Below are 16,951 nucleotides of genomic sequence, written 5' to 3'. Positions count from 1 at the left end.
TGCGCGAGACCAGCGGTGCATGTCAGGAGACGTAAGTGCCTGCCCCGTCCCGGTTGCGAGCGCCGCGAGCGGGTGGGCCGTTGCGCACGGGACTGGCGGCTCACCGCAGGGCGACGGATAATCCACGGATGTTCATCGTTCGCGCGCCGCGCGCCTGACCCCACGTCATGAGCGAAAACAAATCCGACAACCCCGAGATCCCCGATGGCGCTAGCCGCGCCTCCGATACCGGGTCCCCCGGCACCTCCCATCCCACTGCATCGGCCAGTTCGTCTGGCGCTTCAACCGATTCACCATCTGCGACCGCATCCGCTTCAACTGCTTCAACCGCTTCGGGCCGCGAGCCCGGGCAGCGTGCATCGAGCGATGCACCCGAACCTGCGCGGACGGTGACGCCTGGCGGTTCGTCGCGCGTGGCCGAGGTGGCAGAAGCGCGCGACGATGCCGCGCGTGCAGTCGCGCAGCAGGAAGCGGCGGCACGTGGACCTGAAATTCCGATCAGCGCGACCGCGGAGGCCGGCAAGACAGCGCCCGCCACGGCCGATGCCGCAAAGGCGCCTGGCGCCGTGCGCCCTGGTGCGGCGCCGGCGGGCTTCGGGAAGGCCCCGGACTTCAGTGCGCAGAACCCGCCGCCGCCAAACGCGCTGCCGCCCAATCCGCCGCGTTACTTGCGTCCGAGCGATTCGGCGTGGTCGGTGTTCGGGCGCATCCTTGCGGCGCGTGCGCGGCAGATGTTCGACCGCGCGGGGCAGCGCATCACGCAGCGGACGTTGCGCATCGGCGTGTCGGCGCGCCTCTTCCACCCCGAGCCGGGCGCGAAGGGGCTGCGCGGAAAGACGCTGCAATACCTGGAAGAATCGGTTGCGCACTGGGTCATGTCGCGCGACGTGATCGTGTTCATGATCCCGACGGTCGGGCATCAGGGCATGCTGCACCCGAGCAATATCCGCCTGCGCGACTACGCGAAGCATCTCGACGGCTTGCTGCTGCAAGGCGGTGCCGACGTTTCGCCGCAGAGCTATGCGGAAACGGGCGTGCATCCCGAGTGGCCAGGCGACCGCGTTCGCGACATGTACGAACTGGAACTGCTGCACGAGTTCATCGAGTCGGGCAAGCCCGTGCTCGGTGTCTGCCGGGGATGCCAACTGATCAACGTGGCATTCGGCGGGACGCTCTACCAGGACATCGCCACCGATGTGCCGACCGCCGGCGTGCACGTGAGCGAGCACTACGACCAGCATCGTCACGCGATTACTTTCCCGGAAGGCTCCTCGCTCGCGAGCATGTTCCCGGGTCGGCGCGAAGCGATCGTGAACTCGATCCACCATCAGGCGGTGAAAAATGTGGGCCGAGATCTGACGGTGGAGGCCGTGTCAGCCGGCGATGGACTGATCGAGGCGGTGCGCTATCGCCGCGCGCCGTTCGTGGTGGGCGTGCAGTGGCATCCGGAGTTTCATCGCGCAGGCGGGCCGGAACTGCTCGACTGCACGCCGCTGCTGGACAGTTTCCTGCGTTCTGCGCGCGAGACGCGTTTCTAGCAAGAAGTGGTGCCTTGCGTTGGCCCGCGTGTTTGCCCGCGCGGCGGGCCTTTGCGACTGCCGTTTTCCGGCGCGACGTTGCCACTCGACTTTGCAGCCCGACTTTGCCACCCGACGTTTCCACCATTACTGGCCTTACCGTGTTCCGGTCAATTTGAATTACGTTATCCGAAAATAAAGCGTGATTTTGAGATTTTCGGGCGGCGATAATGAGCGGTTACTCAGAATTGCTAACGGAAAACGGGCAGGTATGAAGCATTCAATCCAACTGCGACGCGTCTTGCTGGGTGCCGCGGCTGTCTTGATGATGGAGCACGGCGCGGTTGTGTGGGCGCAGAACAACACGACCGAACTGGCGCCGGTGGCGGGCAGCCGTCCGCCGCTCGGCAGCCTTTTGCCGCCGCCTGCCGATGCAGGGAAGAAGGCGCCGTGGGTCGACGAGCAGGCGAGCGTTGACGTGAGCCAGGGCGAAGTCGCCACATTGATGCAACTGATCCACGACGCGCAGATCGTCGAAATGCGTACGACGTACAACGGTAGTTACGGAGCGAGTCTGTTTTTCTATCCTCCTGACATGACCTGGTACATGGCGCTTTTCCAGGACAAGCGTTTCTGGCGCGTGATCCGGTCGCAGGACGAGATGCGCGCCGAGGCCATCTACGCGGATTTTGCCCGCCAGACCGAGCGGCTGGCGGACGTGGAGATTCGACGTACGCAGCTCGAAGCGCAGAAGGCGAATATCGAGCGGTTCATTGCCCTGTCGGAGGATCGCGCGCGGCGTCTGCAGGCCGATCTCGACGTTGCCCGATCGCAGCAGGCTAAGGTCGACGCGCGCCAGAGCCAGATGCAGGCCGACGCTGTGGCTTTGCGGACCGAGAAGGCGCGCGCGCAAGCGCAGTTGCAGGACTTGCAGCGCGAGGTTCAGATGCTGCAGCGCGCGACGGAAGCCGGGCTGCCAGGTGTGCAGAAGTGAGGCTGGCGATGCGGCGCGTTCTGCCGTCAACAAAAAGCCCGGCGGATGCCGGGCTTTTTGTTTTCGTTACACCGGGTCATTTCCCGAACCGATCGGGTATTTCGGTCACGCGACGCTGGGAAACGTGGTTGACCCACTCCGTGCTGTCGACAGGCACCGACGCGCGGCTCGCTGGACGCGGGGCCGTGTGCGTGGTCGCGTAGGTGATGATCGATGCATAGTCATCGTCCTGGCGTGCGCTGGGCTGGCGGGGCGAGTAGTCGCTTGCTTCGGAGTACGTGCCGAGCGTGCGGTGTGTTGTGACCGGCTTCGCCATGCGGGTCGGTGCGAACGAGTGTGCCGGATGGCGGCTGCTTTCGACACGTGACACGCCTGCGATGCGCTCGCGCGACGGGCGGCCCCGTACGGACTCTCGTTTCTTGTTGGTGCGGCCTTCGCCGGCCCGGTTTGCGCGATCTGATAGCGTTGCGCGTAGCGGCGCAGTCGGGTGATTCGCCGCAGCGTAGTCAGGTCTGGTCGAAGACGGACTTGGGGCAGGTGCAGTGACAACTGGGCTGGCAACTGCCCTGGCAACGTCCCTGGCAACCTCGCCGACGGTTGCCGAAGCCGCGCGCTGTGACGCATCAGTGATTTGACCTGACTGCGATGCGCTGGTGACCGTGTCTGTCGTGGGCGCGGTCGTGGTTGTCGTGGTCGTTTCGTGAGCGGCGCGTGTATCGGCAAGGCGTTGTGACGCGACGTTGCCTGCATCGCTGATCGGGCCGGCATCCACCGCGGCGTTCTTGTAGTCTTGATCGTGCGGCGTGTGGCTCGCCACGATCCACGCGAGGAGTGCGGCGCCGCCGATTGCGCATGCACCGCCCGCAAGTTTGTGCCCGCCGGATGCCGGCGTAGGCGAGGGCCTTGGGGACTGTGCGGCGGCGACGTGCGGCGGCGCCTTGTCTTTGGCGAGCGACTGGCTTGCCTTTACGCCTGCACTCGGGCGAACCGGCGCCGCGGTGGGCACAGGGAATAAGTGATGCTGCGTGTCCCAGCGGCAGGCTTCGCGAAAAGCCTCGGCGCTCAGGCAAACCGTGCGCATGATGGCGGCGTAGAGCGCCCGAATTTCGGCGCGCAGGCAGAAGTGCGGCGGTGTCAGCATCCATTCGCGGCCGAACGTCAGCGGCATACGGCCGAGCGGGCGTATGCGCGGGAGCGCGATAGAGCCTTCCACCTGAATGAAAGGAGAATTTAACATTGATCTCTCGCAACCACGGCGTGAAGGGGGGCCCGCACGTGCTTGTCACGCGGCGCCGAGGGGGCCGCACATGGCGCAGCAGTCTTGCTTAATAGTGCGAATAATGCGGGTGGTTGCGCGAATAGGCCATCAGATACGTCCGAAAATTCGGGAAGGAGCAGATTCCGATGGCTGGCGATCAATGAGTAGCGACGGACCGCGTTGTGTCGTCCGCAAGGGACTTCCTGGGCGGTCTCGGGAGTGTGGCCCTACGACATCAGAGCGCATTTAGCCGATAGATGTAGCGTAACGCGGTAATGTCGGCGCCGCCCATGCGATCCGGTTCGGCGCCCGAGTACTGCCACCCTTGCCGCTCGTAGAAGGCGATCGCCGCGGTGTTGCCTTCGAGCACATACAGATAGATCTGCGATTCGCCGCGCGCGCGTGCCCAGTCCTGGGCGGCCTGCATCAGCCGTTTGCCCACCCCGATGCCCTGCCAGGCGGGCAGTGTATGCAGGTTGTCGAGCAGCACGCCCCACGGTGAGTCGGGCTGGCGTTCGACGCACACGAAGCCGACGGGCGTCGTCTCGTTCAGTTCGGCGATCAGAACGAGGCGCCGGTCGCCACCGGGCGCTTCCATGCGGGCGCGCCACCAGGTCGCGCGCTCCGTGCCGACTTCGTCGTCGAGGAAGGCGGCGGGCAGGAGGTTGCGATAGGTGGCCTGCCAGCTCGCCGTGTGCATGGCGGCGATCAGCGGGGCGTCGGCAGCTGTGGCCGGACGTAGTGTCAGCGAGGGGATGGACATTCGATGATTGCGAGCGACGAAGCGGAACGCGCGCGGAACTGAGCGTGCATGATATTGTGCATGATAAGCGCGCGGGCGCAGCACGCTACACGCGCGATGAAAGCTGATGTAATGTTAATCGAAGCCAAAGTGAAAGAAATGGGCGACGTTGTTGCTGTTTAGTTTTGTGCGTCCTCGGGTGAAACCCGGATATCAGAAGGTGCAACCGGGGCGCATATAATAGCCGCCCGTCCGGACACGCCCCTCGCGTGGCACCCCCCGGCGGCGCCCATGTTCATTGTCTGCCCAGCCGGTCACGGCGGAGCAGACCGCATCAAACGAGACCCTCATGTCTACCGCTGCCCACGCTACCGATACCACCAGAGAATCCAAAATCCGGACTGTGTTCCGCGTCACGAGCGGAAACTTTCTGGAAATGTACGATTTCATGGTCTATGGCTATTTCGCGTCGGCGATTGCCAAGACCTTTTTCCCGAGTGACAACGCGTTCGCTTCGCTGATGCTCTCGCTCTCCGTGTTCGGCGCCGGCTTCCTCGTGCGGCCGATCGGCGCCATCGTTCTCGGCGCGTACATCGACCATCACGGACGGCGCAAAGGCCTGATCCTCACACTTGGTCTCATGGCGCTTGGCACGCTCGCTGTTGCAGTCGTCCCAGGCTACGCCACGATTGGTCTCGTGGCGCCGCTGCTCATCCTGTGCGGGCGTCTGCTGCAGGGTTTCTCGGCAGGCGTGGAGTTGGGCGGTGTCTCGGTCTATCTGTCGGAAATCGCCACCAAGGGCAACAAAGGTTTCTACGTGTCGTGGCAGTCGGGCAGCCAGCAAGTGGCCGTCGTGTTCGCGGCGCTGCTTGGTGTGGTGCTGCATCGTCTGCTGCCCGTCGAAGTGATGACGGCGTGGGGTTGGCGTGTGCCGTTCATCATCGGCTGCCTGATCGTGCCGTTCCTCTTCCTCATTCGCCGCTCGCTGCAGGAAACCGAAGAATTCGCGAAGAAAAAGCATCGTCCGTCGATGGGCGAAATCATGGCGTCCATGGCAGAGAACTGGGGCATCGTGCTGGGTGGCATGGGCATGGTCATCATGACGACCGTGTCGTTCTACATGATCACGGCCTACACGCCGACGTTCGGCCGCGAAGTCCTCAAGCTGAGCGATATCGACACGCTGGTCGTCACGGTCTGCGTCGGCCTCTCGAATCTGGTCTGGCTGCCGGTGTCGGGCGCCGTGTCGGACCGCATCGGCCGCCGCCCGGTGCTGCTCACCTTCACGATCCTCACGATTCTCACCGCTTATCCGTCGGTGCAGTGGCTTGTCGCGGACCCGTCGTTCGGCCGTCTGCTGATGGTCCTGCTGTGGCTGTCGTTCCTGTATGGCAGCTACAACGGTGCAATGGTCGTGGCGCTTACCGAGGTCATGCCGGCGGACGTGCGCACTGCGGGCTTCTCGCTCGCGTACAGCCTTGCGACGACGATCGGCGGCTTCACGCCAGCGATCTCGACTTATCTGATCCACGCGAGCGGCAACAAGGCCGCGCCGGGTGCGTGGATGGGCGTCGCCGGTATTTGCGGTCTCATCGCGACGCTCTGGCTCTATCGCACCGCTGAAGCGCGCAATCAGTACAAGGCGGCTTGATACACGTCGCGCACAGTCGCGCGTACCCGCCGTCGCATGACGAAACAGCCTCGCAGTTTGAATTGCGAGGCTGTTTTTTTTCTGCGTTCGAAACGGAAAGGGACGGGCGCTTCGCGCTCACGTCTCGCGTAAATCGCGCGCGACAGCCGCGACGACTTCGTCCCACGCGCCCGGTCGCGGCTGGCGCACGAGCCGCGCGCGCGGATACCACGGGCTCTCTTCGGTGTCGGCGAACCAGCGCCAGTCGGCGGCGTACGGCAGCATGAGCCAGAGCTTCGCATTAAGTGCGCCTGCGAGATGCGCGATCGATGTGTCGATCGATACCACGGCGTCGAGTCGGTCGATCACGGCGGCCGTGTCGGCGAAATCGGCGAGCTTGCTCCCGAGCCGGTGAATCGAGCGCGCACGCTGATGCGAATCGAGCGCGGCGTGCTCCGCATCGTTCAATTGCGGCTGGAGCACGATCCAGTCGATGCCATCGAGCGCGAAGAGCGGTTCCAGCGCGGCAAGCGGCATCGTCCGGTTCTCATGCTTCTGGATGCGCCCCGACCACGCGATGCCGATCTTGCGCTTTGCCTGACCGCCGAGCGAGCCGCGCCATTTGCGCTGGTACGTAGCCGGCACCGTCAGGTATGGCGTGCGCGTGGGCAGGTCGTCGAACGTTGTGCCAAGCGCGAGCGGCAAGGAGAGCAGCGGGCAGTGCAGATCGGCGGCGGGGCGCGGCGCACCCTGGGCGATCAGCGTGACACGCGTGGCCAGCGCTGTCGGCGCGATGAGCGGCAGTAATTGCGGTTGCACTTCCAGCACGATGCGCGCGCCGCGCGCCGCGAGGAGCGGCACAAAGCGCACGAACTGCAGCGTGTCGCCGAAGCCTTGCTCGGCCTGGATCAGGAGCGTGCGCCCGTCGAGTGGTTCGCCACGCCAGCGCGGCAGCGTGGTGGCCCGTGCGGCTTGCCCGGTGTGCGGAGCGGGCTGCGTCGGGCGCGTATCGGATCGCGCGGGTTCGCGCGCGGTTGGGTCGAGACGCCATTCGTATTCGGGCAGGCCGCGCCGGAAGTCGCCGATCGTGAGCCACGCCAGCGCGCGGTTCAGATGCGCGGCCGCGAGATCGGGGCGCGCGCGCAAGGCTTCGTCGAAGGCGCGCACGGCGGGCTCAAAATGGCCGAGCGCGTGGTGCGTGGTGCCGAGCGCAAGCCACGCCAGCGCGAATTTCGGATCGACGCCGACCGCACGCTCGAGCGGGGCGATGGCTTCGTCGTGCCGGCCGAGGGCGCAGAGCGCGTTGCCGAGGCCGAACAGCGCAGGCGCGAATCGCGACTGCAGTGCGATTGCTGCCTCGAACGCGGTAACGGCTTCGCTGTGCTGGCCGATGGCGTCGAGCGAATTGGCCAGGTTGAAGTGTGCGGCGACGAAGCGCGGTTGCGCCTTCAGTGCTGCACGGAACTGCGCAAGCGCGCCCGCAGTGTCGCCGAGCGCGTTCAGCGACATGCCGAGATTGTTATGCGCGCCCGCGTGCCCGGGGCGGATCTTCAGCGCGCGGCGGAACGATTCGACGGCTTCGGCGTGGCGTCCGAGCGCGTGGTAGGCGTTGCCGAGGTTGTTATGCGCAGATGCATCGCCCGGTTGCAGGCGCACGGCGTGGCCGAACGAGAACATTGCGTCCTCGTGGCGGCCGATCACCGCATAGGCGTTGCCGAGGTTGTAGTGCGCGAGCGCGAACGCGGGGGCGAGCGTCAGCGCGTTGCGAAAGCGTTCGATCGCGCCCTCGAGTTCGCCGAGCGCCTTGAGCGCATTGCCGAGGTTCAACTGCAGCGCAGCGTCGTCGGGGCGCAGATCGACCGCGCGCCGCACGAGGTCCACGGCTTCGGCGTGCTGGCCCTGCTGGTGCCGCAGCACGCCGAGCAGATGCAGCGCATCGACGTGCACGGGATCGGCGGCGAGCGTGGCGCGGTAGCCGCGCTCGGCGTCTTCCAGCCGGCCGTCGCGATGTGCGGCGTACGCGCGGACAAAAACCTGTTCCATGGCCGAATGGGCAAACCGAAATGCAAAGGACGCATTTTCCCATACTCGGGAGAGGGGCCCCGGAGCTTGACGTTAAAACGACATCGAATTAACATTTGAATACGTATTCATATGTTTGGATGAGATTTATGGCCCCGGTTTTTGACGACGAGCGCGTGACACCGCTCGCCGATCTGTTTCGCCTGCTCGGCGATCCCACGCGTCTGCGTATCGTGCTTGCCTGCGTGCGCGAGCGGATCGCCGTGGGCGCGATTGCGAATGCGCTCGGGCTTTCGCCGTCGCTAGTTAGCCACCATCTGCGGTTGTTGCGCGCGGCGCGCATCGTGCGCTCGGAACGCGAGGGCAAGCAGGTGTTCTACGCCGCCGCTGACGCGCACATCAGCGCGATGCTCGCGGGTATGCTCGAACACGTCGCGGAACCTGTGGCGGAGTCGGTTGTGGATTGGCAGGAGCACGCGTGATGGACGAGCAGCGCAGGCAGAAGGGCGCCGTCGAGGAGCGCGAGGACGAGCACGCGCCGACGTGGCTCGAAGACGAAGATGGCGGCTTGCCGGCGGCGTCTGCGGGCGAAGGGCGTGATGGCGAGCGCGTTGGTCACGGGGATGCCCACGAGCACCCGTGTGAACACGCGCATGCACATGAAGCAGGCCATGTACATGACCACGACGAACATGCCGCTCACGCACACGGCCACAGCCACGGCCACCATCACCACCACGCTCCCGTCGTCGGCCATGGCCGCGCTTTCGCGCTGGCCGTCGTACTGAACCTCGTGATCGTCGTCACGCAGACGATCTACGGCGTGATTGCGCATTCAACTGCGCTGCTTGCCGACGCGGGCCACAATCTCTCCGACGTCCTCGGCCTGCTGCTCGCCTGGGGCGCCGCGTGGCTTGCCACGCGCAGGCCTTCGGGGCGCTACACGTTCGGCTTCGGCAATTCGTCGATCCTCGCATCGCTCGCGAACGCAGCGCTGCTTCTGATCGCCTGCGGCGCGATCATCGCGCAGGCGATCGGCCGGCTCGTTTCGCCCGCGCCCGTGGCGGGCCTCGACGTGTTCATCGTCGCGACGATCGGCATGGTTGTGAACGGCTTCTCGGCGTGGCTCTTCATGCGCGGCCAGAAGGACGATCTCAACATCCGTGGCGCCTTCCTGCACATGGCCTCGGATGCGGGTGTGTCGGCCGCGGTCGCCATCAGCGGACTCGTGATCCTCGCCACCGGCTGGAGCTGGGTCGATCCCATGATGAGCATCGTGGTCGTCCTCGTGATCGTGTACGGGACCTGGGGCCTGTTGCGCGAGTCGATGCGGCTCGCGCTCGCGGCGGTGCCGCAGGGCGTCGACATGGAGCGCATTCGTGTCTTTCTCGCGGCCCAGGACGGTGTGACGGACGTACACGATCTGCACATCTGGCCGCTCTCGACCACGGGCAACGCGCTGAGCGCACACCTCGTGATGCCGGCCGGCCACCCAGGCGACGATGTCCTCGACGGCATCGTCCACGCGCTCTGCACGCGCTACAGCATGAAGCACGTCACGCTGCAGGTCGATCTGGGCACGACCGCGCATCGCTGCGCGCTCGACGTGCCGCCGCATCCGCACTGATTCGCGTTGCCCCTTTGTTTGATGCGCCGCCGCCGTGCCGGGGGCCCGGGTGGCGGGCGTACACTACGTTCACGTTGACCACATGGAGGTCTGCATGACCGTGGTTTCTCCCTTGTCGTCCGTGCTCATCGTCGGCGCAGGACCGACGGGTCTCGCTGCTGCGATGAGTCTCGCCCGTGCGCGCATTCCGGTCCGCCTGATCGATCGCGCGCCCGAGCCCGGGCGTCATACGCGCGCCATCGGCATTCAGGCGCGCACGCTCGAACTTTTCGAACAGCACCGCATCGTCGAGCCCTTTCTCAAGCTTGGCCACCGTGCTCATGTCGCGAATCTCTATTCGAACGGGCAACGCCGCGCGCGACTCGACTTCGATCCGCTGCTCACGCGTTACCCCTATCTGCTGTTTCTCGACCAGACCGTCACCGAACGCATTCTCACGGACCATCTCGCGACGCTCGGTGTCGAGATCGAACGCGGCAGCGAGTTGCTGGAACTCACGCAGGGATCGGCGGGGGTAAGCGCCGAAGTGCGTCGCCCCGATGGGCGAATCGAATCGATCCGAAGCTCATTCCTCGTTGCGGCGGACGGCGCGCATAGCACGATACGGCACAAGCTCGCGATGCAATTCGACGGCGATACCCTCGCGCAGTCGTTCCTGCTTGCCGACGTCACCGCAGAGGTGCCCTGGCCCGATGATGAATTTCACGTCTTCGCGTCCGGAGAAGGGCTCGTCGTGTTGCTTCCGCTCGGCAATGGGCGCTGGCGATTGATGGCCGATCACAAGGCCATGCCGCCCGCTGCGCCTGAAGGGGCTGTGGCGCTACCGACGCTCGACGAATGCCGCGAGATCATCGAGCACCGCGTACACCATCCGGTCGAGATCTCGGACATGACCTGGTCGTCGTATTTCACCGTGAACAGTCGCATGGTGCGCGAGCTGCGTATGGAGCGCGTGTTCTTTGCCGGCGACGCCGCGCACGTGCACAGCCCGGCAGGCGCGCAGGGGATGAACACGGGCATTCAGGAGGCGTTGAATCTGGGCTGGAAGCTCGCGCGCGTGCTCGCGGGCGGTGCGCCTGATCGCCTGCTCGACACCTATCACGCCGAACGCTACCCGATCGAGCGCAACGTCCTGCAGCAGACGAGCTTCATGACGCAACTCGTCGAAGCCGACCACGGCCCGATGAAGCTGTTGCGCGAGCGCGTGATGCCGGCCCTCGCGGCGCTTGGCCCGCTGCGCGACGCAGCGCGCGAGGCACTGAGCGAACTGTCGATCCAGTACCGGCGTAGCCCGCTCACGCTCGATCGTGTAGTGGACGGCGGTCCGCGTGCGGGCGATCGCGCGCCCGATGCTCTCGCGCGCGTAGTCGATGGACCTTTCGGGCAGGCGCCCGGCACGGGCCGCATCTTCGACCTGCACGATCCGGCGAGCTTCTCGCTGTTTCTACTCGTGGATGAGGATGTCGCACGCGCGGTCGATAACGGCAATGCCGCAGGTGATGCCGAGGCGCTCGCGCATTTCGTGCAGGCGATTGAGCGGATCTTGTCGCAGGCATTGCGCGTATGGTGGCTCAGCGACGCGCCGGCCGGCGAGACGACGCCCGTAGGTGAGGGCGCGCCGTCGCTGAGCGAGGCGTACGGGCGGACACGTCCCGCGTTCTATCTCGTGCGGCCCGATGGATATCTCTGCGCGCGCGGCCGCCCATCGTCCGATCTGAACGCCGTGCTGCGCCTTTGCGAGGCCTGGTTCGCGGCGAACGGCTTTCCGCAGGCAAGCGACGATTGACCTGCAGAGAAATGTCAAAACGCGGAACCGCGCACTGACCGCGTGCGCGGTTCCGCGTTACGGGTGCACGCGTTCAGGCTGCCGCAGCGGGCACCAGCGACTCGCGATGCTTCACCAGCGCGGCCAACACGATCTCAGTGAAGCCCGCCTCGACGCCGCTGTCGAGTTCGGCGAGCAGCACGCGGCGCATGCGCGGCTCCCAGAAGCGGCGGATGTGTTCCGCGATATCGAAGAGCGCTTCGTCACGATCAGGCAGCGAGTCGAAGAACATCCCGATCTGGTTGGCCATTTCGATCAAATGGTCTGCTTTCATCGCATCATTTCCCTGAAGTCGTGACAGCCTCGCCCTCGCGCCTGCGATGCAGGTCGAGCTGCTCGGCGTTGAAGCGCGAGTACTCGCGTTGCCACTCGGAAGGCTGCTGGACGTGGCTCACCTGCACCGCGGTCACCTTGTACTCGGGGCAGTTGGTGGCCCAGTCGGACGATTCGGTCGTGATGACGTTCGCGCCCGATTCGGGGAAGTGGAACGTCGTGTAGACCACGCCCGGCTGCATGCGCGTGCTGACTTTCGCACGCAACACGGTGTGCCCTGCGCGTGACTCGATGCCGACCCAGTCGCCGTCGCGGATGCCGCGATCGTCGGCGTCGACCGGATGGATCTCGAGCCGGTCCTCCTCGTGCCAGCGCGAGTTCTCGGTGCGGCGCGTCTGCGCGCCCACGTTGTACTGCGAGAGGATGCGGCCAGTCGTGAGCAGCAGCGGATAGCGGCGCGTGACCTTCTCCGGCGTCGCGAAGAACTTCGTGATCACGAACTTGCCCTTGCCGCGCACGAACTCGTCGATGTGCATGATCGGCGTGCCGTCGGGTGCTTCTTCATTGCAGGGCCACTGGATGCTGCCGAGTTCGTCGAGACGCGGGTACGAGACACCGTGGAAGGTCGGCGTGAGGCGCGCGATCTCGTCCATGATCTGCGACGGATGCGTGTAGTCCATCTCGTAGCCGAGCGCGCGTGAAAGCAGGATCGTGACTTCCCAGTCGGCGTAACCGGCGATCGGCGGCATCACCTTGCGAACGCGCGAGATGCGGCGCTCGGCGTTCGTGAACGTGCCGTCCTTTTCGAGGAACGACGAGCCCGGCAGCAGCACGTGCGCATACTTCGCGGTTTCGTTCAGGAAGATGTCCTGCACGACGATGCATTCCATCGACGCCAGCGCCGCCGACACGTGCTGCGTGTTCGGATCGGACTGGACGATGTCTTCGCCCTGGCAGTAGAGGCCCATGAAGGTGCCGTCGAGCGCAGCCTCGAACATGTTCGGGATGCGCAGGCCCGGCTCGGCCTGCAGCGCGACGTTCCAGGCGTCCTCGAAAAGCGTGCGCGTCGTGATGTCGCCGACGTGGCGGTAGCCCGGCAGCTCGTGCGGGAACGAACCCATGTCGCACGAGCCCTGGACGTTGTTCTGGCCGCGCAGCGGATTCACGCCGACGCCTTCACGTCCGATGTTGCCTGTCGCCATCGCGAGGTTCGCGATGCCCATCACCATCGTCGAGCCTTGTGCGTGCTCCGTGACGCCGAGGCCGTAGTAGATCGCGGCATTGCCACCTTTCGCGTAGAGACGTGCGGCTTCGCGCACGCTTTGTGCGGGTACGCCGGTAATCGCTTCGCTGGCTTCCGGCGAGTTCTCCGGCAGCGACACGAAATCGCGCCATTGCCCGAACGCGCGCGTCTCGCAACGCTCGGCGATGAAGGCTTCGTTCAGCAGACCTTCGGTGACGATCACATGCGCCAGCGCATTGACCATCGCGACGTTCGTGCCGGGGCGCAGTTGCAGGTGATGCTCGGCCTTGACGTGCGCGGTATCGACGATATCGATGCGGCGCGGATCCACGACGATCAGCTTTGCACCCTCGCGCACGCGGCGCTTCAGGCGCGAGCCGAAAACCGGATGGCCGTCGGTGGGATTGGCGCCGATCACCATGATGACGTCGGAGTGATCGACCGACGCGAACGTCTGCGTGCCCGCCGATTCACCGAGCGTCGTCTTCAGGCCGTAGCCCGTGGGCGAGTGGCAGACGCGCGCGCAGGTATCGACGTTGTTGTTGCCGAACGCGGCGCGCACGAGCTTCTGCACGAGATACGTTTCCTCGTTCGTGCAGCGCGACGACGTGATGCCGCCGATCGAATCGCGGCCGTATTTGGCCTGGATGCGGCGGAACTCGCTCGCGGCGTAGCTGATCGCTTCGTCCCAGCTCACTTCGCGCCACGGATCGGTGATCTTCGCGCGGATCATCGGCTTCTTGATGCGGTCCTTGTGCGTCGCGTAGCCCCACGCGAAGCGGCCCTTCACGCATGCGTGCCCTTCATTCGCCTGGCCGTTCTTGTGCGGCACCATGCGCACGACCTGATTGCCCTTCATTTCGGCCTTGAACGAGCAGCCGACGCCACAATAGGCGCAGGTCGTCACGACCGAGTGTTCGGCCTGGCCGAGCATCACGACGCTCTTCTCCTGCAGCGTTGCGGTCGGGCATGCGGCGACGCACGCGCCGCACGACACGCATTCCGAATCCATGAACGGCTCGCTCATGCCTGCCGCGACGCGCGATTCGAAACCGCGTCCTGCGATGGTCAGGGCGAAGGTGCCTTGCGTTTCCTCACAGGCCCGCACGCAACGATTGCAGACGATGCACTTCGACGGATCGTAGGTGAAGTACGGATTCGACTCGTCCTTCTTGTCCTTGAGGTGGTTGGCGCCCTCGAAGCCATAGCGCACTTCGCGAAGGCCCGTGACGCCCGCCATATCCTGCAGCTCGCAGTCGCCGTTGGCGGGGCAGGTGAGGCAGTCGAGCGGGTGATCGGAGATGTACAGCTCCATCACGTTGCGGCGCAGACCCTGGAGGCGATCGGTCTGCGTGCGCACTTTCATGCCCGCTTCCACGGGCGTCGTGCACGAGGCAGGGTAGCCTTTTCGTCCCTCGATCTCGACGAGACAAAGACGGCACGAGCCGAACGGTTCGAGCGAATCGGTGGCGCAGAGCTTCGGCACATTGATGCCTGCTTCGATCGAGGCGCGCATCACGGACGTGCCCGCGGGCACGGTCACGGACTGGCCGTCGATTTCGAGCGTGACGTCGACGTCGGAATGGCGCACGGGCGTGCCGTAGTCGGTGTCGTCAAACGGATCGCGTTGCTTCATCGCCTGCGACTTGCAACTGCAATTGCCGGAGCCGCAACCGGCTTGGGACATGAGCGTGTCGGACATGCTGGCTCCTCGTTCAGGCGGCCGCCGCGGGGGCGGCGGGTTGTGCTGCGGGTTCGAGACCGAAATCTTCGGGGAAATGGTTCAGTGCTGAGAGCACCGGGTAGGGCGTCATGCCGCCCATCGCGCAGAGCGAGCCGGCGACCATCGTGTCGCACAGATCGCGCAGCAGCGTGACCTGTTTCTCCGATGTGTCTCCATTGCGGATCTTCGCGATCACTTCGACGCCGCGCGTCGAGCCGATGCGGCACGGCGTGCACTTGCCGCACGATTCGAGCGCGCAGAACTCCATCGCGTATTGCGCGAGTCCGGCGAGATCGGAGGTGTCGTCGTGGACGACGAGCCCGCCGTGGCCAACCACCGCGCCGACGGCTGCATACGCTTCGTAGTCCATCGGAATGTCCCACTGGCTTTCGGGCAGATAGGTGCCGAGCGGGCCGCCGACCTGCACGGCGCGCGCAGGACGACCGCTTGCGGTGCCGCCGCCGTAGTCGAACATCAGCTCGCGCAGCGTTACACCGAACGCCAGTTCGACGAGTCCGCCGCGCGCGATGTTGCCCGCGAGCTGGAACGGCAGCGTGCCACGCGAGCGGCCCATGCCGAAGTCCTTGTAGAACGCGGCGCCCTTCGCGAAGATGATCGGCACCGTGGCGAGCGTGATGACGTTGTTGATGACCGTCGGCTTGCCATACAGACCGGAGAGAGCGGGCAGCGGCGGCTTCGCACGCACGATGCCGCGCTTGCCTTCGAGCGATTCGAGCAGCGCGGTTTCCTCGCCGCATACATAGGCGCCCGCGCCCTTTGCGACGAAGAGGTCGAACTTTTTACCGCTGCCGAGCACGTCATCGCCGAGCCATCCTGCTACGCGCGCGCGGCGGACGGCTTCTTCGAGTGCTGCGATCGAATGCGGATATTCGCTGCGCACATAGATATGACCGACCGTCGCGCCGACCGCGATGCCCGCGATCGTCATGCCTTCGATCAGCACGTACGGATCGCTTTCCATGACGAGCCGGTCGGAGAAGGTGCCCGAGTCGCCTTCGTCGGCGTTGCAGACGATGTACTTCTGGTCGGCCTGCGCGTTTGCGACCGTGCGCCACTTGATACCCGCCGGGAACGCAGCGCCGCCGCGTCCGCGCAGGCCCGATTCGATCAGCGCGTCGCAGACGGCGGCGCCCGTCATCGCGAGCGCGTTTTGCAGCCCTTCGAGGCCGCCGTGGGCGACGTAGTCGTCGGTCGAGAGCGGGTCGGTGATGCCGATGCGCGCGAACGTGAGACGCTGCTGGCGGCGCAGATACGGAATCTGTTCGACGAGCCCGACGCTGCGTGCGTGCTGCGCGCCTTGCACAAAGCCTGCATCGAAGAGTGCGCCGACTTCTTCGGGCTCAACGTTGGCGTAGCCGACGCGGCCTTCGTCCGTCTCCACTTCGATCAGCGGTTCGAGATAGAGCAGGCCGCGCGAGCCGTTGCGCACGAGATCGATCTGGATTCCGCGCGCGGCGGCTTCGCGCTCGATGGCTTGTGCGATGGCGTTGGCGCCGAGTGCCAGCGCGGACGAGTCGCAGGGGACATAGATCCGCGTCATGCGACCTCCCTGGCACCGTCGATGCTGGCCATGGCGGCGGCGAGCAGGGCGTCGAACTTCTGCGGGGTCACCTTTGCGTGCAACGTGCCGTTAATGGTCATGGTAGGCGAGAGAGCGCACTGCCCGAGGCAATAGACGGACTCCAGCGCGAGCAGGCTGGCACCTTCTTGCTCTTGCGGGTGATCGTGGCCGTGACCGTGCTGCTGGGCGAAACGGCAGCCGGTGCTCGACTCGACGTGCTGCGCGAGCGTTTCGCTGCCCATGCTGCGGCACGCTTCGGCGCGACAGAGTTGGACCGTCACGGCCGCCGGCGGCGAAGTGCGGAAATGGTGGTAGTACGTGATGACACCGTGAACTTCGGCGCGCGAAAGGTTTAGTGCCTTCGCGAGCGGCACCACCGTTTCGGGCGGAATGAAGCCGGTTTCGTCCTGAATTGCGTGCAGGATCGCGAGCAGCGTGCGGCCGGGTTGCGCGTGACGGCGCACAAGTTCGTCCGCAGGGGTGACTGTTATGTCGTCCAAAGTGGGGCTCCTCCT

The 16,951-nt window shown here is 65.4% G+C and carries 13 protein-coding genes; 6 read left to right on the top strand and 7 right to left on the bottom strand.

Features of this window, described 5'->3' with window-relative positions; all coding sequences use genetic code 11:
- Window positions 1-167: 167 nt before the first annotated feature.
- A complete protein-coding gene (locus D1Y85_RS00940) occupies window positions 168-1,538 on the top strand; it encodes a gamma-glutamyl-gamma-aminobutyrate hydrolase family protein (RefSeq protein ID WP_124149151.1) in 1,371 nt (456 codons plus the stop codon).
- A 250-nt stretch (window positions 1,539-1,788) separates the two neighbouring features.
- A complete protein-coding gene (locus D1Y85_RS00935) occupies window positions 1,789-2,511 on the top strand; it encodes a DUF2968 domain-containing protein (protein WP_124149150.1) in 723 nt (240 codons plus the stop codon).
- Window positions 2,512-2,587: 76 nt separating this feature from the next.
- On the opposite strand, the gene D1Y85_RS00930 is transcribed toward D1Y85_RS00935, so the two are convergent.
- Window positions 2,588-3,748 carry a hypothetical protein gene (locus D1Y85_RS00930; protein WP_124149149.1) on the bottom strand — a complete coding sequence of 387 codons (1,161 nt, stop codon included), beginning with the start codon at window positions 3,746-3,748 and terminating at the stop codon, window positions 2,588-2,590.
- A gap of 256 nt (window positions 3,749-4,004) precedes the next feature.
- The gene (locus D1Y85_RS00925) at window positions 4,005-4,532 is read right to left on the bottom strand and encodes a GNAT family N-acetyltransferase (RefSeq protein WP_124149148.1); all 528 of its coding nucleotides are present in this window, start codon (window positions 4,530-4,532) and stop codon (window positions 4,005-4,007) included.
- A gap of 328 nt (window positions 4,533-4,860) precedes the next feature.
- Between D1Y85_RS00925 and tcuC the strand changes: the two genes are divergently transcribed.
- Window positions 4,861-6,162 carry an MFS transporter gene (tcuC, locus tag D1Y85_RS00920; protein WP_124149147.1) on the top strand — a complete coding sequence of 434 codons (1,302 nt, stop codon included), beginning with the start codon at window positions 4,861-4,863 and terminating at the stop codon, window positions 6,160-6,162.
- Between the two features lie 117 nt (window positions 6,163-6,279).
- Here the strand turns inward: tcuC and D1Y85_RS00915 are convergent, their stop codons facing one another.
- Window positions 6,280-8,184: a tetratricopeptide repeat protein gene (locus D1Y85_RS00915; RefSeq protein ID WP_124149146.1), complete on the bottom strand. Its 1,905-nt coding sequence runs from the start codon at window positions 8,182-8,184 to the stop codon at window positions 6,280-6,282.
- A 128-nt stretch (window positions 8,185-8,312) separates the two neighbouring features.
- On the opposite strand from D1Y85_RS00915, the gene D1Y85_RS00910 reads away from it, so the two are divergent.
- The 3 genes from D1Y85_RS00910 (at window position 8,313) to D1Y85_RS00900 (ending at window position 11,576) form a co-directional block, all read left to right on the top strand.
- Window positions 8,313-8,645, top strand: a complete 333-nt coding sequence (locus D1Y85_RS00910; protein ID WP_246024727.1) for an ArsR/SmtB family transcription factor — start codon at window positions 8,313-8,315, stop codon at window positions 8,643-8,645.
- The gene (locus tag D1Y85_RS00905) at window positions 8,645-9,790 is read left to right on the top strand and encodes a cation diffusion facilitator family transporter (protein ID WP_246024726.1); all 1,146 of its coding nucleotides are present in this window, start codon (window positions 8,645-8,647) and stop codon (window positions 9,788-9,790) included. The genes D1Y85_RS00910 and D1Y85_RS00905 overlap by 1 nt, the downstream gene beginning before the upstream one ends.
- A 94-nt stretch (window positions 9,791-9,884) precedes the next feature.
- Complete coding sequence (locus tag D1Y85_RS00900) at window positions 9,885-11,576, top strand: FAD-dependent monooxygenase (protein ID WP_124149144.1); 1,692 nt, start codon at window positions 9,885-9,887, stop codon at window positions 11,574-11,576.
- A gap of 73 nt (window positions 11,577-11,649) precedes the next feature.
- Here D1Y85_RS00900 and D1Y85_RS00895 read toward each other — a convergent pair whose 3' ends face one another.
- From D1Y85_RS00895 to D1Y85_RS00880, 4 genes are read right to left on the bottom strand one after another with little or no spacing between them, the layout of a single operon-like run.
- Window positions 11,650-11,889: a formate dehydrogenase subunit delta gene (locus D1Y85_RS00895; protein ID WP_124149143.1), complete on the bottom strand. Its 240-nt coding sequence runs from the start codon at window positions 11,887-11,889 to the stop codon at window positions 11,650-11,652.
- A gap of 4 nt (window positions 11,890-11,893) precedes the next feature.
- Complete coding sequence (fdhF, locus tag D1Y85_RS00890; protein ID WP_124149142.1) at window positions 11,894-14,833, bottom strand: formate dehydrogenase subunit alpha; 2,940 nt, start codon at window positions 14,831-14,833, stop codon at window positions 11,894-11,896.
- 13 nt (window positions 14,834-14,846) lie between these two features.
- Window positions 14,847-16,415 (bottom strand): formate dehydrogenase beta subunit, encoded by a 1,569-nt coding sequence (locus D1Y85_RS00885; protein ID WP_124149141.1) that lies wholly within the window; start codon window positions 16,413-16,415, stop codon window positions 14,847-14,849.
- Window positions 16,412-16,936 (bottom strand): NAD(P)H-dependent oxidoreductase subunit E, encoded by a 525-nt coding sequence (locus D1Y85_RS00880; protein ID WP_124149140.1) that lies wholly within the window; start codon window positions 16,934-16,936, stop codon window positions 16,412-16,414. Before D1Y85_RS00880 ends, D1Y85_RS00885 begins: the two co-directional genes overlap by 4 nt.
- Between the last annotated feature and the right edge of the window lie 15 nt (window positions 16,937-16,951).

The organism is Paraburkholderia dinghuensis, assembly GCF_003837865.1.
Taxonomy (GTDB): Bacteria; Pseudomonadota; Gammaproteobacteria; order Burkholderiales; family Burkholderiaceae; genus Paraburkholderia; species Paraburkholderia dinghuensis.
Note: the sequence above shows the minus strand (reverse complement) of the source record. Positions and strands in the feature narration are given on the sequence as shown.